The organism is Mesorhizobium sp. M0243 (genome assembly GCF_040321775.1).
Classification (GTDB): domain Bacteria; phylum Pseudomonadota; class Alphaproteobacteria; order Rhizobiales; family Rhizobiaceae; genus Mesorhizobium.
On sequence record NZ_JAMYSF010000006.1, the window covers coordinates 162,756 to 179,127 of the forward strand.

General features: G+C 62.9%; 27 protein-coding genes and 1 tRNA gene. 14 read left to right on the forward strand and 14 right to left on the reverse strand.

Going from position 1 to position 16,372, the window contains the following annotated elements:
* Positions 1-52: 52 nt before the first annotated feature.
* Positions 53-178 (reverse strand): hypothetical protein, encoded by a 126-nt coding sequence (locus NKJ11_RS10370; protein WP_352793230.1) that lies wholly within the window; start codon positions 176-178, stop codon positions 53-55.
* A complete protein-coding gene (locus NKJ11_RS10375) occupies positions 147-731 on the reverse strand; it encodes a hypothetical protein (RefSeq protein WP_352793231.1) in 585 nt (194 codons plus the stop codon). The genes NKJ11_RS10370 and NKJ11_RS10375 overlap by 32 nt, the downstream gene beginning before the upstream one ends.
* Positions 732-856: 125 nt before the next feature.
* On the opposite strand from NKJ11_RS10375, the gene NKJ11_RS10380 reads away from it, so the two are divergent.
* Complete coding sequence (locus NKJ11_RS10380) at positions 857-1,228, forward strand: nuclear transport factor 2 family protein (protein WP_352611220.1); 372 nt, start codon at positions 857-859, stop codon at positions 1,226-1,228.
* An 840-nt stretch (positions 1,229-2,068) separates the two neighbouring features.
* Here the strand turns inward: NKJ11_RS10380 and NKJ11_RS10385 are convergent.
* The 5 genes from NKJ11_RS10385 to NKJ11_RS10405 form a co-directional block, all read right to left on the reverse strand.
* Complete coding sequence (locus NKJ11_RS10385) at positions 2,069-2,803, reverse strand: phage terminase large subunit family protein (RefSeq protein ID WP_352793232.1); 735 nt, start codon at positions 2,801-2,803, stop codon at positions 2,069-2,071.
* A 395-nt stretch (positions 2,804-3,198) separates the two neighbouring features.
* Positions 3,199-3,900, reverse strand: a complete 702-nt coding sequence (locus NKJ11_RS10390) for a terminase large subunit domain-containing protein (protein ID WP_352793233.1) — start codon at positions 3,898-3,900, stop codon at positions 3,199-3,201.
* A complete protein-coding gene (locus tag NKJ11_RS10395) occupies positions 3,857-4,243 on the reverse strand; it encodes a hypothetical protein (protein WP_352793235.1) in 387 nt (128 codons plus the stop codon). Before NKJ11_RS10395 ends, NKJ11_RS10390 begins: the two co-directional genes overlap by 44 nt.
* Positions 4,236-4,517, reverse strand: a complete 282-nt coding sequence (locus tag NKJ11_RS10400) for a hypothetical protein (protein WP_352793237.1) — start codon at positions 4,515-4,517, stop codon at positions 4,236-4,238. Before NKJ11_RS10400 ends, NKJ11_RS10395 begins: the two co-directional genes overlap by 8 nt.
* 305 nt (positions 4,518-4,822) lie before the next feature.
* A complete protein-coding gene (locus tag NKJ11_RS10405; RefSeq protein WP_023813811.1) occupies positions 4,823-5,020 on the reverse strand; it encodes a hypothetical protein in 198 nt (65 codons plus the stop codon).
* Positions 5,021-5,367: 347 nt separating this feature from the next.
* Between NKJ11_RS10405 and NKJ11_RS10410 the strand changes: the two genes are divergently transcribed.
* Positions 5,368-5,637, forward strand: a complete 270-nt coding sequence (locus NKJ11_RS10410) for a hypothetical protein (protein WP_352793238.1) — start codon at positions 5,368-5,370, stop codon at positions 5,635-5,637.
* Positions 5,638-5,747: 110 nt separating this feature from the next.
* On the forward strand, positions 5,748-6,053 hold the full coding sequence (locus NKJ11_RS10415) for a hypothetical protein (protein ID WP_023813813.1): 306 nt from the start codon (positions 5,748-5,750) through the stop codon (positions 6,051-6,053).
* A 58-nt stretch (positions 6,054-6,111) separates the two neighbouring features.
* Here the strand turns inward: NKJ11_RS10415 and NKJ11_RS10420 are convergent, their stop codons facing one another.
* Positions 6,112-6,540 carry a DoxX family protein gene (locus tag NKJ11_RS10420; protein WP_352441241.1) on the reverse strand — a complete coding sequence of 143 codons (429 nt, stop codon included), beginning with the start codon at positions 6,538-6,540 and terminating at the stop codon, positions 6,112-6,114.
* Between the two features lie 566 nt (positions 6,541-7,106).
* On the opposite strand from NKJ11_RS10420, the gene NKJ11_RS10425 reads away from it, so the two are divergent.
* The 4 genes from NKJ11_RS10425 to NKJ11_RS10440 all read left to right on the forward strand — a co-directional run bounded on the left by NKJ11_RS10425 (position 7,107) and on the right by NKJ11_RS10440 (position 8,585).
* Positions 7,107-7,286, forward strand: a complete 180-nt coding sequence (locus tag NKJ11_RS10425; protein WP_023813816.1) for a DUF3606 domain-containing protein — start codon at positions 7,107-7,109, stop codon at positions 7,284-7,286.
* Between the two features lie 263 nt (positions 7,287-7,549).
* Positions 7,550-7,993, forward strand: coding sequence for a GFA family protein (locus NKJ11_RS10430; RefSeq protein WP_023813817.1), 444 nt, complete (start codon positions 7,550-7,552; stop codon positions 7,991-7,993).
* A gap of 95 nt (positions 7,994-8,088) precedes the next feature.
* Positions 8,089-8,325, forward strand: a complete 237-nt coding sequence (locus tag NKJ11_RS10435; RefSeq protein WP_023813818.1) for a DUF982 domain-containing protein — start codon at positions 8,089-8,091, stop codon at positions 8,323-8,325.
* A gap of 14 nt (positions 8,326-8,339) precedes the next feature.
* The gene (locus NKJ11_RS10440; protein ID WP_023813819.1) at positions 8,340-8,585 is read left to right on the forward strand and encodes a DUF982 domain-containing protein; all 246 of its coding nucleotides are present in this window, start codon (positions 8,340-8,342) and stop codon (positions 8,583-8,585) included.
* 89 nt (positions 8,586-8,674) lie between these two features.
* Here NKJ11_RS10440 and NKJ11_RS10445 read toward each other — a convergent pair whose 3' ends face one another.
* Positions 8,675-8,809, reverse strand: a complete 135-nt coding sequence (locus tag NKJ11_RS10445; protein ID WP_023813820.1) for a hypothetical protein — start codon at positions 8,807-8,809, stop codon at positions 8,675-8,677.
* Between the two features lie 91 nt (positions 8,810-8,900).
* Positions 8,901-9,209, reverse strand: a complete 309-nt coding sequence (locus NKJ11_RS10450) for a hypothetical protein (RefSeq protein ID WP_023813821.1) — start codon at positions 9,207-9,209, stop codon at positions 8,901-8,903.
* A gap of 147 nt (positions 9,210-9,356) precedes the next feature.
* Here NKJ11_RS10450 and NKJ11_RS10455 point away from each other — a divergent pair, with 147 nt between their 5' ends.
* Positions 9,357-10,295, forward strand: coding sequence for an alpha/beta fold hydrolase (locus tag NKJ11_RS10455; RefSeq protein ID WP_352793240.1), 939 nt, complete (start codon positions 9,357-9,359; stop codon positions 10,293-10,295).
* On the opposite strand, the gene NKJ11_RS10460 is transcribed toward NKJ11_RS10455, so the two are convergent.
* Together NKJ11_RS10460 and NKJ11_RS10465 are read right to left on the reverse strand one after the other, a co-directional pair.
* The gene (locus NKJ11_RS10460; RefSeq protein ID WP_352441243.1) at positions 10,250-10,822 is read right to left on the reverse strand and encodes an MgtC/SapB family protein; all 573 of its coding nucleotides are present in this window, start codon (positions 10,820-10,822) and stop codon (positions 10,250-10,252) included. The two genes, NKJ11_RS10455 and NKJ11_RS10460, sit on opposite strands and share 46 nt — an antisense overlap.
* A 140-nt stretch (positions 10,823-10,962) precedes the next feature.
* Positions 10,963-12,030 (reverse strand): PAS domain S-box protein, encoded by a 1,068-nt coding sequence (locus NKJ11_RS10465; protein WP_023813824.1) that lies wholly within the window; start codon positions 12,028-12,030, stop codon positions 10,963-10,965.
* 199 nt (positions 12,031-12,229) lie between these two features.
* On the opposite strand from NKJ11_RS10465, the gene NKJ11_RS10470 reads away from it, so the two are divergent.
* From NKJ11_RS10470 to NKJ11_RS10490, 5 genes are all read left to right on the forward strand, one after another.
* On the forward strand, positions 12,230-12,706 hold the full coding sequence (locus NKJ11_RS10470; RefSeq protein ID WP_023813825.1) for a pyridoxamine 5'-phosphate oxidase family protein: 477 nt from the start codon (positions 12,230-12,232) through the stop codon (positions 12,704-12,706).
* Between the two features lie 375 nt (positions 12,707-13,081).
* A complete protein-coding gene (locus tag NKJ11_RS10475; RefSeq protein WP_127297320.1) occupies positions 13,082-13,375 on the forward strand; it encodes a hypothetical protein in 294 nt (97 codons plus the stop codon).
* Positions 13,376-13,458: 83 nt separating this feature from the next.
* Positions 13,459-13,532, forward strand: a tRNA-Gln gene (locus NKJ11_RS10480).
* Between the two features lie 320 nt (positions 13,533-13,852).
* The gene (locus NKJ11_RS10485; RefSeq protein WP_127297322.1) at positions 13,853-14,038 is read left to right on the forward strand and encodes a hypothetical protein; all 186 of its coding nucleotides are present in this window, start codon (positions 13,853-13,855) and stop codon (positions 14,036-14,038) included.
* A 198-nt stretch (positions 14,039-14,236) separates the two neighbouring features.
* Complete coding sequence (locus NKJ11_RS10490; protein ID WP_013530768.1) at positions 14,237-14,443, forward strand: hypothetical protein; 207 nt, start codon at positions 14,237-14,239, stop codon at positions 14,441-14,443.
* Between the two features lie 92 nt (positions 14,444-14,535).
* On the opposite strand, the gene NKJ11_RS10495 is transcribed toward NKJ11_RS10490, so the two are convergent.
* Positions 14,536-14,778, reverse strand: a complete 243-nt coding sequence (locus NKJ11_RS10495) for a hypothetical protein (protein WP_023813828.1) — start codon at positions 14,776-14,778, stop codon at positions 14,536-14,538.
* A 281-nt stretch (positions 14,779-15,059) separates the two neighbouring features.
* Here NKJ11_RS10495 and NKJ11_RS10500 point away from each other — a divergent pair, with 281 nt between their 5' ends.
* A complete protein-coding gene (locus NKJ11_RS10500) occupies positions 15,060-15,377 on the forward strand; it encodes a hypothetical protein (protein WP_352722011.1) in 318 nt (105 codons plus the stop codon).
* Between the two features lie 103 nt (positions 15,378-15,480).
* Here NKJ11_RS10500 and NKJ11_RS10505 read toward each other — a convergent pair whose 3' ends face one another.
* Positions 15,481-16,350, reverse strand: a complete 870-nt coding sequence (locus NKJ11_RS10505) for an SDR family oxidoreductase (protein WP_352793241.1) — start codon at positions 16,348-16,350, stop codon at positions 15,481-15,483.
* Between the last annotated feature and the right edge of the window lie 22 nt (positions 16,351-16,372).

Consider the following 16,372-nt stretch of genomic DNA (forward strand, 5'->3'; position numbering starts at 1 on the left):
ACCCACCAGTCCCACACGCGCTTCCTGAAACTGCGCTTCATCGCGGTCATGGTCATAGCCCCAGCAGCACGCGGCGCTGGCCGGTGAGGCTGCCTGGCGCGAGGTCGGTCTTGATGGTGCCGGCGGTGCCGTTCCGGTGTTCGAGTTCAGCCCGCAATGCCGCCTCGCGCGCCTGCACGTCCTTGTCCTGCGCCGTCGGCACCGGCGGCAGCGGCTTCAGTTCCGGTGGTTTTTGAAACAGACACATGGTTCCAGCCTTCTCCAAGATTAGAGGTTCTTGTCCAGTCGTAGAGGAAAAAGTCTTCGCCGTTGCGGCCGTAACCCGGCAACAGGCAGCGTTGCGTGGCGCCCAGCCGGCCGAGCCAGCGCAGCGCCAGTTCATTGGCGGCCAGCGCCCGCGCCTCGACACGCCAGGCGCTTCGCGCAGACACCTGCGGTCCCAGCACGGCGTGAAAGAAGTCGGTGATCCCAGGCACGCAGCGCTTCATGCGGCGCGTGCCCCAGCTCCAGGCGGTCCACAGGCCGCCGCGCTGTTCGGCAGCGCCAAAGCCCGCTTCCGGGTTGCCGTCCAGCTCGGCGACATAGGCAAAGCCCTGCAGCGCCGTCAGCGCCAGCAGTGCCGGCGACCAGTGGTCGAGCTGGCAGTCGATCTCGGCCCGGTCCTCAGGGCGCAAATTGGCTGCGATGTAGGACAGGTCGCGAAGGGTTGCGGGCATGATGCGAAGGGGCATGAGCAGGCCTGAGCAATAGAATGCAGTTCTCGCTTCCGGGCGGCGTCTCGGCGGCCTGCGCACTTGACCGTCCCCGTCGCCAGTGACCTACTTCGGGCATCGACGGCTACCCAGGAGACGGGCGAATGGACATTCGAGCGACACTGACGCAGCTATGCGACGCCTTCAACGCGCACGATCTCGATCGCATCATGGCGTTCTTCGCCGACGACTGCGTCCTGGAGATGCCGAGGGGAGCCGAGCCCTGGGGAACCCGTTGCGAGGGCAAGCGCAACGTACGGGACGCGCTGGCGACACGCTTCGAAGGCCTGCCCGATGTCCACTACGGCAAGGCTGAGCACTTTGCGGACGAGGCTGCCGAGACCGGCATGTCGAAATGGACCCTCACCGGCACCACCCGTGAAGGCGTGAAAAAGGAAGTCCGGGGCTGCGACTTCTATACGTTTCGCGACGGCAAGGTGATCCGCAAGGATTCTTATTGGAAGATCGTGGAGTAGCTTGCGGCGTCAATACGAATTGCGGTGGTGTGACGGGTAAGAGTGCACTGTCATCGTATTCGCTTACAGACAGGTTCTCGTCCACGCAGCCGAATGATTTTGTGCCGTTCAGACAGGATAGGGTCTATTTGCAATCCCGCTCTCGACTCGTTGCTGACATCCCCGCATACAGCGCTTATCTTCCATGAAACTCCAGCACCAAGCAGTTCAGATAACGCCAGTGATTTCAGACACAAAGATACTAAGCGACACAGTGGCTAGCGGTATCGTCTTCATTGTCCTCGCCTCGGCCACACTCTACTGCGTTCGTGAACTTTTGTCCGCGTGGAGAACAGGCTCCATTCGATCAAAAACAGGGCTCGTTCTCCGAAGCTCAGACGTTCTGACTTTCCGACGCCTGGTTGGCGTTACCACCTTCGCAGTGCTTTACTTATACTTTGCCTTTTTGCTGTCGTGGGAGCGGCACTCGCCGTCTCGACTCTCTTTTTTCTGGTGGCTTTGGCTGCCAAGTTTAGCCGATAAGCTAGAATTACGGTGCCGGTGCTTCAGTCCGGAGGTTCGCTGCGGTCACATGGTGCAACCGATAAAAGTGCACTGTCACCGTAATTCACCGTAATTCGGTGTTGCGGACTACAGGCGCAGGGCCGGCGCGCCCTGTCTCTTCGTCATCCTATGGCGGAGCAAGGAGCGGAGCGACGCGGCGCAGACCATAGGATCCATGCCGTGACCTTGGAGCGCTGCTACGTCGCAGGATTCTGACGTGCCGCGTTCCCCGGCGACCATCACGGCATGGATTCTCGGGTCAAGCCCGAGAATGACGAAGTGTGGGGAGCCTTGCCCCTACCGAAACGCCCCCAGCGGGTCGCTCTGCCCCGCCGGCCTTCTCGCCGACCTGAACTCCGCCGGGTCCACCACCGCCTCGCGCAGCATCATCACGCCATAGCGTGTCGCCGCCATCAAATCATCCCGCAGCTTCACAACCTGGCCATCCCTGCGATGAAACAACCTAAATTCCTCAAACCAGTCGGCGAGCGTGGCAAACACCTTGAAGCGGCCGCTCTGCATGCGGTCGAGCATCTCCATCAGCCCGGCCTCGACCGAGACCGAACCGTCCGGGAATTGCGCGTGGCGGGTCAGCATGTTCAGCCCGTGCGCGGAGTACTGCCGGGCGAGCGCCACGCCCGCCCCTTCCAGCGTTTCGCGGCGGCCGTCGCGCGGCCAGGCGAAGGGCAGCCATTCGCCCCAGGGTTTCAGCGTCAGCGTCTGCATCGCCGGCGTCTGCTGCGAGGCCCGCGCTGATTTGGTTACGTAAACGACGTCGGCTTCCGTATCCCAGGCCAACTCGACGGCGGCCGACGGGTGGTCCCAGCCGAAATCCAGCGCGCCGAGCCTTGGCCAGTAGCGCGGCAGCCGGAACGGCTCGCAGGCGATCATTTCCTCGGCCACCGGAAAGATGCGGCCCGAACCCAGCACCGGAATGCCCCGAGCCCGCGCCTCGCGCTCATGCGCCGGATAGGCCGCGACGATCGCCGCGCGCTCCTGCGGCGTGTAGTGCGCGGCATCGTCGATGGTCATGAAGGTGACGTGTCGAGACATATCAGTCTGCCTAAATTATTTGCCGGGACGAGTAACCGCCATTGATAATACTGTTTATCAATGCAAAGCTGCTGGCCAATTGGGGGAGATACATGATCCGCATAGCAATCGTTGTGGCCATTGCCGCGAGTGCGTCGGCATGCCAATCGAACGTTCCGTATGATACGAGTAAGAAAACCTGCAAGATGTACGCCAATTCTTCAGGGTTCCAACGCGAAGTTTGTATCCCGGACACACCAAATAAAGTATGCAATGTCTGGTACAACCAGATTACGGGTGATGAAAGGATATGGTGCCAACCGCTAACCCGGAAAGCAACCGATCCCAAGGCCCGCGCCAGACAGCTTGCGGGCAGCAAATACCCTTGAACGTCTTCATCCGCTGCCTTTGGCCATCCCCTCCACTTGCGACGCCGACAGAAACAACAGCACCACATCCGACATCCCAAGCAGCGGCGTGAACGTCACGATGGTGATGCCGCCCGTCGCATTGGTGCGGGTCAGGCCTTCGGAATAGATGTCGAGCGGCGGTTCCTCGTCGAACCAGACGCCGTGCAAAGTCTCGCCCTGCCATTTCTCGCGGCCCTTCTCGAAGCTCTTGAACGACAGCACCGATTCATCGGCCTGCACGTCGCCGCCGCCACCCCAGCGCACCACGACGCTGTCCAGCGCGCCCGGTGCGCCGCGGCCCATGAAGGTCTGCACAATGGCGTCGGCCGGGATCATGCCCGTGCCCCAGGCCGCCTGCTGCTGCGGCGGACCGACCAGCACGCGCTGCGGATTGTCACGCGTGCCTTCGCCGGTGACGCCGGCCGCCCACAGCCGAACGGCCGTGTCGAAAACCTTGCCTTGCCACCACTGGGGATAACGGCCGGTCAGGTGCATGGCCCATTCGGCGCCCCCTGCCCTGGTCTTGCCGAGCTGGTTGCCGGCCATGAACAGGCGCTCGCGGTTCTGGGCGCCCGCTGCGTGAAACTCGGCCTGGCGTTGATACGGTCTATAGGCCGCCAATTGATTGGTCCGGCGCCGGCGGTCAAGCTCCGCCAGCAGCGCCAGATATTCCATCTTCACGGACATCACCGGGCTCTTCGAGGAACGGTTTGACGACGGCCTCAAGGGCGCGGATGCGGCTGCGGATCTCGTCATCGCTCAGGCCGTCCATTTGGTTGATCTTGGCATCGAAATCCTTGGGCAGCACCGACAGCACGATCTTCAGATACTGGTCCGGCTTGTCGGCCCGCACCTGGGCAATGACGCCGGCGCCATAGGCGCGGAAATCGGCCCGCACGGCGGCCAGGAAATCGTCGCCCAGTGTCTTCTTGGCGCGCTTGCGGCGCGGCTTTTGCGCGGCCGGTTTGGCGGCGGGTTTGCGCTTTGCCGGCTTGCGGCGCGTTGGCCCGGCGGCGGTCTTGTCAGTCACGGACGTCACCACCCACGGCGTTGGCAGCGGGAATGCCGGCCTTCGGCATCGATCCGGCCCGGCTGGCCGGTTTCTTTGAACGAGCGGATTTCTTCCTGGTGCGCTTCTTGGCTCCCTGGACGCGCTTTGGCTTTGCCGCGTCGGCAGGCTTCGCCGCCGGGGCAGGCCTTGCCAGACCGGCCCGCGCCCTGAGACGCGCCATGACCAGACCGACAAGGTGCCCGGCGATGCCGGCCTGCGAGAACCCGAACTCGCCAGCGTCGTCCCGCACCATGCCGATCTTTACGCCGGGCGCGACCTCCTCGAGACGCCCCAGGCGTGGCTGCGGCGCAATGCCTTCGAATTCGCCGATCGCGCTGACGATTTCCTGGCCGTCAGCATCGGTGATGCTGGTGCGTAGCGGGTCATGGGTGTCTCTCGGATTGCGAAATGAGTCATCGGGCGAAGGATGGCATTCCTTGGCGCCCCCTCTGTCCTGCCGACATGTCTAGCCCAGCAACAAAAAACCCGCCTCAGGGGCGGGTCGTTGGCGCAACTCAGCACCATGGACAAAAATGTAGCATAGCTGCACTCACCCCGTCAACCGTTTTCTGAGAAAAAATTCCTAATTCGGTCAAACCCGCCGGCCGCATCCCGCACCATGCCGATCTTTACGCTGGGCGCGACCTGCTCGACACGCCCCAGGCCTGGCTGCGGCGCAGCACCTTCGAATTCGCCGATGGCGCTGACGATTTCCTGGCCGTCAGCATCGGTGATGATGGTGGCGTAGCGGGTCATGAGTGTCTCTCGGATTGCGAAATGAGTCATCGGGCGAAGGATGGCATTCCTTGGGGCCCCCCTCTGTCCTGCCGACATGTCTAGCCCAGAAACAAAAAACCCGCCTCGGCGGCGGGTCGTCGGCGCAACTCAGCACCATGGACAAAAATGTAGCATAGCTGCACTCACCCCGTCAACCGTTTTCTGAGAAAAAATTCCTAGATCGATCGCAATTCTGGCCTGACCGACGCTGGCAAAGCGCGTAAAACCCTGCTTTTGCCGGCGGCTGGTCACAAGCCGGCAGGTGTGAAATCATTCGTCGAAGCTCATGGAGTGATTCCCGTCGCACGGCCTTGTGGGAGAGGACGATGGACAGACCAGCCATGGCATCCGTGTTCAGGATGCGGCATGCACCAGCCATGGTTTCCGGCGTGCGCAGCACTGGGCAGGGTCAGGCCGATCCAGTCATCCACGTGCGTTCGCTGGGCGAAGCCATCCGTTTCGTCGCCAACGCTTACCCCCAATACGACATCAGCGCCGTCGCCATCAGCTGTGGGGATGTTTCGATCAGCAGCCTCGGCAACCTGGAGGTCAAGGCGCTGTGGCGCGAATATGGCGAACGCCTGACGCAGGAATAGGCGTTCGCCCGGCCTCGGTCGCCTGTTCCCCCAGCCGCAAGCATTGCGCGCGCTCTCTGGAGCGGAAATGCCGCTCGCGCGTTTCAACCCCAGTCACGGGAGCAATCGCCATGAATGTCGCCAACCTGCAACTCGAAGGCCTGTTGATGGCCGTCGCCTCGATCAACCGCCTCCTGGTTCAAAAGGGGGTGCTGACGGCGGAGGAAATCGACCTGGCCTTGCGCAAGACCGAGGCAGGCGAAACCAACCAGGAGCGGTCCGAAGGCATGTCCGCGTCCAGCCGCGACGCCGTCAACTTTCCGATCCGGCTGCTGGAACTCGCCAACCAGTGCCAGCCGGAGGCGGAGATGCCGTCTTTTTCGAAGCTGGCCCGCATGGTCGGCAAGATAAAGGAACCCTACAACGACCAGCTGTGAGGGGGTGCCAAGGCAGGCCCCGGCGCGCGTCCTTCGCGCGGTGCCGGTCGGTCTCGCCTCAAGCCCTGCCCGGCCATCCCAAATTGAGCGAAAGCACCTTGCCCGGTCCATGCACGGCCGCAAACAGCAGTCCGGCCAGGAACGAAAAATGGTCGACGAAGAAGCCGAACTCGGCCTGGTTGCCGGCCCAGTGGCTGGGTCCGTGGAAGGCCAGGGCGAGGAACAGCACATAGGCGGCGGCGACAAGGGCCGCCTGCGAGAAGAAGGCGCCGGTCAGGAAGCACAGCACCAGCGCGACTTCCAGGATCGCAGCGCACCAGGCCAGGAACAACGGAAACGGAAAGCCGGCGGCGGCGATATAGCCGGCGGTCGCCGCCATGCCCATGAATTTGAAGGTCACGGCCATCAGGAAGACGCCGGCGAAGATCAGCCGGGCGATGAGAAGGGCCGCGGTCTGCCACGGCGATTGAGTGATTTGCGACGACATGCTCGTTCTCCAGCTTTGCAGGTTGCTCGCTCCTAGGACGCGCGACGGACGCCAGGTCCGACACATCAGGCCAATTTTTCTCGAGAGGCCCGAACGGCTTCCGGCGCCGCCCGCGATTGAAACTTGTTGGTAATCACGGAAGTGCTATCGTTAGTCGGGGCTAATGCACCGGCGTGCCGGCGCAGCGATTTTGGGTGGGCTGAAATTTGCGTACAAGCGTCAGGTTTGGGGAGATATCTCATAGCGTGCGGTCGGCGACGCTGGAATGCAGCGGCTGCGGCGGCGCTGGCCAGGTCTTCCAGTGTCCGCGCTGGACGAGTTCCAACGGCCATTGCTGCCCTGCCGGTACGCACCGGCGCGGCTGCCCCGGCCTCAGCGCGGCATGCTCCGAATGTGACGGCGACCACACTGCCGACGCCGACCCCATGCGGCCATCGGCCTGATACATGCCTATCGCAGCCCAGGCCGTGTCGTCTGGTGGAACCGGCGGCGCCAATCTGTGTTATGTCGTGTTGATCGCGGGCGCCGAAGGCTGCGCGTCCCGACAACAGAAAGCGAGGCCTGAGATGGCTGACGACAAGTCGAAGACGAAGCAGGACCGCAAGCAGGTCTCGAGTGAAGAGCCCTACGAGGTTGCCGCCTTTGCCCGCAAATACGGCATTCCGCCAAGCGAGGCACAGACCATCATCAAGCGCTACGGACCCTCGCGCAAGAAGCTCGACGCCCATATGGCGGCCCGCGGCTAGCGCATGTCGCCCAAAAGTGGATCTCGGTTTTGGGAGAACGACATGCATGAAGCGGGTCGTCTGAACTCGTTCGGGCGCGGCGCGCTTTAGGCCCGAAACCATTTCGCCTCGACGGCGTTGAAGATGCTGCGGGCCGTGTCAACCGGGCCTGGTGGTACGGTGAACAGGATGTCTTTTTCCCGGTTTCTCATCCTGGCCGACGAAACGGCAGACGAGCATCTGTCCCACCCGGCCCGCAGCGCCACGCATTGAGGGAGGTCGTCATGTCCGACACCATACGCAGGACCGGCAGCTGCCTGTGCGGCGGCGTGCAGTTCGAGGTTCACGGCCCGCCGTTGCGCGTCGGCCTGTGCCACTGCAAGGATTGCCGCAAGGCCGGCGGGTCGGTCTATTCGGCCTTTGCCATCTGGCCGCGCGAGGCCTTCGAGACGACCGGCCTCGTCAGCTCCTATGGCACGCGCAGCTTTTGCCCGACCTGCGGCGGCCGCGTCGCCTGGGTCGACGACAACGAGGCCGAGGTGGCGATCGGCAGCCTCGACATCGCGCCGACCGATCTCGTGCCCGAATATGAACTGTGGACCTCCAGGCGCGAGACCTGGCTGCACGCTCTGTCCGGCACCGAACAGTTCGAGCACGACCGCCCAGCGCAGCACAACGCCGAAGCGCCGACGCCGAGATCGCTGTCGGACATCGACGCTGAGATTTGATCTCTGGGGAAGGGAACCCTGCCCTGCCGCCTACGTTACCGGATGCCTCTCACGCATGTCGCCCCGGCGACTTGCGGCAATCATGGAGACGACCGTTGAACGACAAGATGTTTCCCCGCCCGATCAGGCTGAAATTCGCGCCTGAGCGCGAGCGCATCATCCGCAGCGCCTGGGAAGGCCTGGAATGCCTCGGCGACTGGCCGGCTGGCCAGGGACGGCGCTACCGAGCGGCGTTGCGCAGTTGTCGCGATGCGCTGGATGGCTGGACGCCGGCGGAAAAAGCGATGCGGGCGATGATCGACGCCGCGCGCGAAGCAAAACTCCTCCAGTAGTTGGAACAGGGGCCATGCCTGATCTCATTTTGCCTACACCGATGCGGATCAAGCCGCATGGGTCGGATACGATCCGCGACGTCGCCACGCTCAAGGATGCCAGCGAAATCCTGATCGACTGGCCGCAGGCCAAGCGCGGCCCGTTCTACCAGGCGGCGCGCGAGAAGGTCGAAGCCGCCCTGGAAACCAAGATAGGTGCTGCCGAGGCACAGGAAGCGTTCGCAGCGCTCTGCAGCCACTCCGGCGTTTTGGTGCGATAGCGTTTCAATAGAAGCAGGGGGGGCATTATTGCCTCGCCTGCTTCGTGCAAATCGGTCCTGATCACTCCGTATCCGAATAATCGATCCGATTATTCCGCCGGAAGCTCGCCCTGTACGATCGGGTGAGAGGTTTCGAAGCCAAAACTCTTTGGCGCCAGCAGAATCAAGGCAATCACGATCGCTATCGAGGCAAGCAACGTGGCAGTGGCTGCAATATCTCTCACGATAATCTCTCCAAATTCCAAGTCGTGAGAAAAACGCTCCCAACATAACGAGGTTCCATTAGCTTGCGCGATAATACCAACGAGCCGGCGTTTATTGTTTCGGCGGCTGGGGCGGCACTTCACCAGGCTTGATTACCGGCGTCTTGCCTTCGTCGGGAGCGGGCGCCGCCATGCCCTGGTCGCCCGTCGGGGGTGGTTTCAGCACGCCGCCGCAGTCGTTGAGCTTGGCGGTCAAATTGCCGTCATCGGCCTGCTGTTCAGGCTGCTGTTTTGCCCCTTGCTCGGTCTGAGCCCTGCATTTGTCGGCCTGCAGCGCCTGGCTGTCGTTCTGCTGCTGGGCCGCGGCCGGCACTGCCAGCGCCAGCATGAGGCCTAGTGGCATGATGGCGAGAGTTCTCATCACTGCCTCCTTCTTTTCTTTCACGGCCGCCCGCGGCGACCTTCCCTTCACAGGGACAACGCCTGTCGAAGAAAAAGGTTGGCCGCCTCGCCGGGCGGCATTGCAACCAAACCCGTTTGCCGGCCGTTGCGCGTGCCGGAGGCGGTCATGTTCGAAGGTTTTCAAAACACGGAAATCGACATTGGCGATGCCGGCATATACTGCCTGCGTGCCGGCGGCGGCCCACCGCTGCTGTTGCTGCACGGCTTTCCGCAAACGCATCTGATGTGGCGCGACATCGCCCCCGCTCTGGCCAGCCGGTTCAGCGTCGTCTGCGCCGACCTGCGCGGCTATGGCCGCAGTTCCTGTCCGACGTCCACTCCGGACCACGCACCCTATGCCAAGCGTGCCATGGCCGCCGATATGAGGAGGCTGATGGAGAAGCTGGGTTTCAGCAGCTTCATGGTCGCCGGTCATGATCGCGGCGGGCGTGTCGCCTACCGCATGGCGCTCGATCATCGGGACAGCATCGACAGGCTCGCCGTTCTCGACATCGTGCCGACCGCCGATGCCTGGGACCGGGCCGACGCCAGGCTGGCGCTGGGCTATTGGCCATGGTCGCTGCTGGCGCAGCCTGAGCCGTTGCCGGAAAAGATCCTGTCCGGCGCCGCCGAGGCGATCGTCGACAATGCGCTCAACGGCTGGGGCTCGCCGCCATCGGCGTTTCCAGCCGAAGTGCGTCAGGCCTATATCGAGGCCTTGCGCGCGCCTGCCCACGCCCACGCCATCTGCGAGGAATATCGGGCGGCAGCCACGCTCGACCGCGAGCACGACCATGCCGACAAGGCAGCCGGCCGGCGCATCCGCTGCCCGCTGCTGGCGCTATGGAGCGGTCAGGGCGCCTTGGCGCATTGGTATGCCGGCGAAGGCGGGCCGCTGGCGCTGTGGCGCGGCTGGGCCGACGATGTGCGTGGCCAGGCGATGCCGGCCGGGCACTTCTTTCCCGAAGAGAATCCGGCGCGCACGGCCGATCTGCTGGCCGGCTTCTTCGGTGAAACCAGTCACGGCATTTCCCGGCGATCGGAATTACCTTCGCCCTTCCTTTGATCGGGCCGAAGCCCCTCCTTCTCCGCCTTTGCCTGACTGCCTTCATCACCGGCGGCAAGGCCGGGTCCGCGTTCGAACCGGCGCAGAAAGCCGGCAACGACCAGCACGATCAGCGTGCCGAACCCGGCCACTTGCCAAAGACCCAGTCCGCAGGCGACGCCGATCGCGCCCGCCAGCCACATGCCGGCGCCGGTCGTCAGCCCATGCACCTCGCCGCGCGAAAACATGATCGAGCCGGCGGCAAGGAAGGCGACGCCGGCGGTCACCGCCTCGACCACCCGGATCGGATCGACCTTGACCGATTCCCCCGCGAACATCGGCGCGTGCACGATCTCGACCGTCAGGATGCCGAAGGTGGCGGCGGCGACGCAGACGAGAATATGCGTGCGAAGTCCGGCCGGGCGATTGCGCCATTCGCGTTCGAAACCGATGACCGCGCCATAGAGCGTCGCCAGCAACAGCCGCGCCGCGATGACCGGAAACGAGGTGTAGGTGGAATGGCCGAATTCCTCGACGAGTTGTTCCATGATGTCCCCTCCGAAAGCGTGACGCCACAACGCGGCCGCCGGGTCACGGTTCCTGAATCCACCGCCAGGTGCGGCAAGGATGCGGCCGCTTTTGAAAACGCATCTGCCAAAGGGAGGTTGATGGAACCAGACCTCAAGGCTCAGGAAGTCTCGGTTTCGGGCAGGTCGGCGCCGAGCTCCGGAACGATGATCGAGTCCAGGGGCGCCGTCAGGGACCATTTGAGATGGCCCGGGCTGCGATCCAGCACCGCCAAGCCGTTCAGCGATTGCGGCGCGACCCGTTGCAGGACGACGGTGCCGAAACCCTTGCGCGTGCTTTCGTCTTGCCGCCCCCCGGGCCGCTCTCCTTCACGCACCGGCATCGTCTCGTCCCAAACCAGATGGATTTCCCGCTTGTCCGAAACGCCTTCAACGATCCGCCAGGTGATCTCGAGCCGCCCGGCCTCGCTCGCCAGCGCGCCATATTTTGAAGAGTTGGTGCCGAGCTCATGAAATGCCATGCCGAGATTTTGCACGGCATTCGGCTGCAAGGTCAAAAGCGGTCCGGACAGCGATACCCGCGCCTCGTGGCCGAACGGCTTGAGCTGCTCCTGGGCGAGGTCGAAGAGGCTGGCGCCGGCCCATTCCGAGTTCACCAGCAGATCGTGCGACCGCGACAGCGCCATGATGCGGGAGCGGATCAACTCCTCGAACTCGCGCGGATCGGTCGAGCGTTTGCTGGTCTCCCGGATCATCGAGAGGATCACCGCGAACTGGTTCTTGACGCGATGGTTCACCTCGCGGAGCAAAAGCCTGATCCGGCGCTCGCTCTCCTTGCTGGCGGTGATGTCGCGGGCGATCTTCGAGGCGCCGATGATCTCGCCGGACGCGTTCCTGATCGGCGAAATGGTCAGCGACACGGCGATGAGGCCGCCGTCCTTGCGTCGGCGGATCGTCTCATAGCTTGCCAGCAGTTCGCCTTTGCGGACCCGGCTGATGATGTCGGTCTCTTCATCCTTGAGATGATCGGGGATGAGCATGAGCACGGACCGGCCGACGGCCTCTTCGACGGTGTAGCCGAACATGCGTTGCGCCGCCGCGTTCCAACTGGTGATGATGCTGTTCAAATCCTTGCTGACGATGGCGTCGAAGGACGAATCGACAATCGCCGCCAGCCGCGCATCGGCGGTAATGGCGATCAAGGCATCAAAGCCCGCCAAATCTGTCACTGTCGACCCCTTCTCCCTCATGCGCGGATTGCGCGCATGGCCACCAATGCGCCGCGGTGGGTTTTGGTTGCAATCGCCTCCCAACATTCCTCCCAGGAACAGTCCAGGCAGTTCATGACTGGACCTTGCACTGGAACCTTGCGCGCTTGCGCGAGTTGCACCCGACACCCCCATGGATGGCTCAATAAGGAGACACACGATGAGCGACGGCGATCTCGACCGGGTCTGGAAGCTGATGGACAGGATCGGTTTCTGTATGCTGGCCACCCGCGAAGGCGATGACATCCGCTCGCGACCCATGGCGGCGCATGTGGTGCGCGACGAAAACGCAATCTACTTCCTCACCGATGTCGACAGCCATAAGGACGACGAGATCGAAGCCGAGCCCAATGTCGGTCTCGCCTTCGCCGATTCAGGCGGCCAGAAATATGTTTCCGTCAGCGGTCTGGCGGCGGTTTCGAACGACCGCGCCAAGATCAGGGAGTTGTGGTCGACCCCGGCCAAGGCCTGGTGGGACAGTGCCGATGACCCTTCGATCCGCGTGCTTAAAGTGACGCCGAAAGATGCCCAGTATTGGGACAGTCCCGGCACCGTGGTCAGCTATGTGAAGATGCTGGCGGCAACGGTCAGCGACAGCCGCCCGGAAATCGGTAACACCGGCAAGGTCAGGATGTAGCCGGACGGCGTCGAGGACCTCAGGCAGATGTGCGAATGCCGGTGGGGCGCAGCGAATATCGCCGGTGCGGCACACCGGTGCCGATCAGTCCGGCTTGGGAGGGTCAGGGGCATTCGGTGCTGGATCGGCGTCGGCATCCCTTTGCGGACAGTCCTCATAGCTGTGGTCGCGCCCGCCGCAGAAAGAACAGCACATGGCCTCGCGATCCCCGTTTCCGGGACGCCATTGCGGGGTTTCGTAGGGCTTCCTGCCATCCATCCCCAGCAATGCACGACGGACCATTTGGTTGCGCCGCTACAGACGGCCACCCGGCGGTTGCGGAACCACCCGCCGGGATGCGAGTTTCGGCCAATACATCCATTCGAGGGAACAGCTATGCCGATGCGCCGAATTGCCTTGATGACGGCAGCGATCCTGCTGGCCGCGACCGGCCTCGCCGAAGCCAGGCCCGATACCCGCACGATGAGTTGCGACCAACTTCGGCGACTGCTCCAAAGTCACCATGCCGTGGTGCTGACCACCGGCCCCAACACCTATGACCGCTATGTCAGGCAGTTCGGCAACGAATGCGACTGGCCGGAGGTGCCGATGTCGGCCTATGTCCCGACCCGTGACGGCAGCTGCCCCGTCTACCGCTGCGAGGAACCTGTCACCAACTTTCCGGACTGATACCGCGCCTCCAGTCGGCTTTGCCGCCGCATTGCGTTGATCCCGGCGCGGGAACCGGCTAGGGGTGGGGGCAACTTGCATTTTCCCGCTTCGTCTAATGGTAGGACAGCGCCCTTTGAAGGCGTGAATCGTGGTTCGAGCCCATGAGCGGGAACCAGCAAGCAACCAGCGTTCGGCTGGTTCGAAGCTGCGCGCAGACTGGCCAGCCGGCTTCAGCGTATTAGCGAGCGGTTGTATTTCGCTCGAAGCAGGACCATCATCCTGGCCGACAGTGGATCGAAGGGGTGGAGCGACATGGAACTGAGTTGCTTTGACGGGGGCGTCCTTGCATCGGCGATGTCCCTGAACATCACGGCGGTTTTCATGATATTGGCCGCATTTGCCGCATTTCGGCTGGTTGCAATATCGCGCGAAGGTTCTGCCGACCAACTCCAGACGGCGTAGCCCGCAGAGAACCTCCTGTGCAGGAGAAGGCATATGGCCGCCAGAAAGGTGATAGCCGTCAAGGACTGGTCTTGCGGCATGAGCGACGAGCTTGGCCGCATCGTCCTGACCATCAACCCGACCGAGGGTGAGCCCATCCTGGTTTTGATGACAATTTTCCAGGCGGCAAGGATGGCCGGTGAATTGCGGGCCCCGAAACTCGTCTCCATACCTCGGTGAGGCAGCGCCCCCGGGCAAAGCAATCAAGCTCGCCGGGGCAGCCCCAACGCCCTCCCCGGCGAGCCCTGTTGCTCCGTGACGATGAACAATGGAGCAATTACTGCGTTACGGATCCGGGCGCCGTTAAGTTGCATCCGGCCTCCTGAAACCATTTCGCGGACCCCGCGTTGACCACCGGGCCGACACAGGAGACATCTCATGACCGTCAACTGCCGCATATCGATCGACAACCGGCCGGAGGCCACGGACGCCGTTTTCCAGGCGGTTCCCCGGATTGGGGAAAGCGTTGCGCTGTCGATCGACGGAACCACGCAGGATCTGCGGGTATCGCGCGTCGTGCACGTCACCAATGGCAGCCTGGAAGGTGCCGCGATCGTCGTCGAAGTGACGACAAACATCCTCTGAATCGAGAGTTATCGTCCGCTACGCCGGCCGGCGTAGCGCGGCGACCGCTGACCGTTGCGGGGACCAGGGCGGCTCACGCGCGGTGAACCGCTCTACTCCTTGCCGCCGTCGGAAATGCCGTTGCCGTCGGCGGTTGGCAGGATGCCGAAGTCTTGCGACTTCGCCCCTTGCTCCGCCGTCAGGAAGCCATCCGCGGCAAGACCGCGCCGCAGCAATTCCCTGACGGCGGCCGAACGGCTCGGCATGCGCTTGTCGAAGCGCCAGTTTTCCAGCGCCGCCAGTTCGTCTGACGTCAGCATGATCTGCAACCGTTCCGGGCGTTCCAGTTCAGTCATCGCGCTTCCCTCGCTCTGGACCATGAATACGTCGAATGAGCATTCAACTCATTTACCTCATAATTAGGAAACCGCTCCTAGCGCGTCAAGACCTCGCGATGTGTGAACCGCTTCTCGTGCTCATGATGAGCCTGACGGGTATTCGGCGTAAGACGCACACTTGCATAACTATGCTAACTGGTTGATTTATTTGGATATTATTTAATTCGTGACTTGCCAAGGCGAAGTTTTTGCCGCATTGTGCGATCTGAACAGAAGACCGTTCCCTTCGGGAGGTTTCGATGCGGTATGATTACTCGGCGCGACTGCGCGATGACGTCCGTTCAGCGGTCCAGATCGCCTTCAGGAAGACCGGCATCGTCAGCATCACGGCGGTGGCGGAGCATGTAAGGGTCAGGAATCTGGCCGAAAACGTCGCCCTCGAGGACGTCGAATACCTTGTCTTCCAGGCAGCCCAGTTGATTGGCGCCGCAATTGAATTCGACGGGCTCACCAATTTCGACGGCGTAGCTGGTCTGTTCGTGGATGGGCTCGGTGGCGACGGTGGCGAGCACGTGATCGCCCAACTCGACAGGCCTGGTCCGGCCACCCTGCAGTAGGGCAGTTCCGGCTGAACGCGCATTTGTCCTGTGCCATTCAGGGGGCCTCCTCAAAAGGCCGCCCTGCTGTTTCTGTACCCTGGTGATGATGAGAGCTGTTCCGTCAGGCGGAGCCGGCGATTTGTGAGGCGAAGTCCCGATAGGGACGCAGCGGGCGGCCCAGAAGCGCGGTCAGCCGCTCGACGTCGCCGGCCTCGGGCAGCATGCCGTCGGTCAGGAACCGCTCGCCCATCAAGCGCATGTCGTACGCCATCCAGGCAGGCAGGAACTGCTTGAGATTCTGCTCGAAACCTTCGGTATCGTCGCCGCCGTAGCTGATCGGGCGTGCGAGCACGTCGGACCAGATGGCCGCGATATCCGTCCCGGTCAGTGTCTGCGGACCGACGAGATTGATCCGCTCCAGCGCAAGCGGCTCTGCGGATCGTTCCCGACGCAGCAGCTCGAGAGCGGCGATTTCGGCGATATCACGCACGTCGACCATGGCGAGCCCCTTGGTGCCGATCGGCATTGTGTAGGTGCCGTAGCCGGTGATGACGTCTTCGATCATCAGGTCGTTCTGGATGAAGTAGGCCGGGCGCAGGATCGTAGCCTGGAAGCCCATCTGCTCGATCATTCGCTCGACGCCGAATTTGCCGGCGAAATGCGGCACGTTCACATAGACGTCCGCATGGATCACCGAGAGATAGACGATCCGCTCGATGCCCGCCGATCGGGCGACGTTCAGCGCGACCAAAGCCTGGGTGAATTCGTCCGGCACCACGGCGTTCAAGAGGAACAGGGTGGAAACGCCGGACATGGCTTTGCGCAGCGAATCGACATCGAGAAAGTCGCCGTGCGCGACCGATACGCCTGCCGGAAAGCTGGCTTTCGACGGATCGCGGACGAGAGCACGGACGTCGGCGCCGCGCTTGACGAGGTGCTCGACGACTTGGCGGCCAACATTGCCTGTGGCGCCGGCAACGAGGATGGTCATGGAATTTCTCCTGTTGGGTTGC

What these genes read in the sequence shown, in the direction of transcription:
- NKJ11_RS10375 (WP_352793231.1), bottom strand. Translation starts at nt 731, where the DNA reads ATGCCCCTTCGCATCATGCCCGCAACCCTTCGCGACCTGTCCTACATC.
- NKJ11_RS10380 (WP_352611220.1), top strand. Translation starts at nt 857, where the DNA reads ATGGACATTCGAGCGACACTGACGCAGCTATGCGACGCCTTCAACGCG.
- NKJ11_RS10385 (WP_352793232.1), bottom strand. Translation starts at nt 2,803, where the DNA reads ATGACCATCGACGATGCCGCGCACTACACGCCGCAGGAGCGCGCGGCG.
- NKJ11_RS10390 (WP_352793233.1), bottom strand. Translation starts at nt 3,900, where the DNA reads ATGTCCGTGAAGATGGAATATCTGGCGCTGCTGGCGGAGCTTGACCGC.
- NKJ11_RS10400 (WP_352793237.1), bottom strand. Translation starts at nt 4,517, where the DNA reads ATGGTGCGGGACGACGCTGGCGAGTTCGGGTTCTCGCAGGCCGGCATC.
- NKJ11_RS10405 (WP_023813811.1), bottom strand. Translation starts at nt 5,020, where the DNA reads ATGACCCGCTACGCCACCATCATCACCGATGCTGACGGCCAGGAAATC.
- NKJ11_RS10410 (WP_352793238.1), top strand. Translation starts at nt 5,368, where the DNA reads ATGGACAGACCAGCCATGGCATCCGTGTTCAGGATGCGGCATGCACCA.
- NKJ11_RS10415 (WP_023813813.1), top strand. Translation starts at nt 5,748, where the DNA reads ATGAATGTCGCCAACCTGCAACTCGAAGGCCTGTTGATGGCCGTCGCC.
- NKJ11_RS10420 (WP_352441241.1), bottom strand. Translation starts at nt 6,540, where the DNA reads ATGTCGTCGCAAATCACTCAATCGCCGTGGCAGACCGCGGCCCTTCTC.
- NKJ11_RS10425 (WP_023813816.1), top strand. Translation starts at nt 7,107, where the DNA reads ATGGCTGACGACAAGTCGAAGACGAAGCAGGACCGCAAGCAGGTCTCG.
- NKJ11_RS10430 (WP_023813817.1), top strand. Translation starts at nt 7,550, where the DNA reads ATGTCCGACACCATACGCAGGACCGGCAGCTGCCTGTGCGGCGGCGTG.
- NKJ11_RS10440 (WP_023813819.1), top strand. Translation starts at nt 8,340, where the DNA reads ATGCCTGATCTCATTTTGCCTACACCGATGCGGATCAAGCCGCATGGG.
- NKJ11_RS10450 (WP_023813821.1), bottom strand. Translation starts at nt 9,209, where the DNA reads ATGAGAACTCTCGCCATCATGCCACTAGGCCTCATGCTGGCGCTGGCA.
- NKJ11_RS10455 (WP_352793240.1), top strand. Translation starts at nt 9,357, where the DNA reads ATGTTCGAAGGTTTTCAAAACACGGAAATCGACATTGGCGATGCCGGC.
- NKJ11_RS10460 (WP_352441243.1), bottom strand. Translation starts at nt 10,822, where the DNA reads ATGGAACAACTCGTCGAGGAATTCGGCCATTCCACCTACACCTCGTTT.
- NKJ11_RS10470 (WP_023813825.1), top strand. Translation starts at nt 12,230, where the DNA reads ATGAGCGACGGCGATCTCGACCGGGTCTGGAAGCTGATGGACAGGATC.
- NKJ11_RS10475 (WP_127297320.1), top strand. Translation starts at nt 13,082, where the DNA reads ATGCCGATGCGCCGAATTGCCTTGATGACGGCAGCGATCCTGCTGGCC.
- NKJ11_RS10485 (WP_127297322.1), top strand. Translation starts at nt 13,853, where the DNA reads ATGGCCGCCAGAAAGGTGATAGCCGTCAAGGACTGGTCTTGCGGCATG.
- NKJ11_RS10490 (WP_013530768.1), top strand. Translation starts at nt 14,237, where the DNA reads ATGACCGTCAACTGCCGCATATCGATCGACAACCGGCCGGAGGCCACG.
- NKJ11_RS10495 (WP_023813828.1), bottom strand. Translation starts at nt 14,778, where the DNA reads ATGACTGAACTGGAACGCCCGGAACGGTTGCAGATCATGCTGACGTCA.
- NKJ11_RS10500 (WP_352722011.1), top strand. Translation starts at nt 15,060, where the DNA reads ATGCGGTATGATTACTCGGCGCGACTGCGCGATGACGTCCGTTCAGCG.
- NKJ11_RS10505 (WP_352793241.1), bottom strand. Translation starts at nt 16,350, where the DNA reads ATGACCATCCTCGTTGCCGGCGCCACAGGCAATGTTGGCCGCCAAGTC.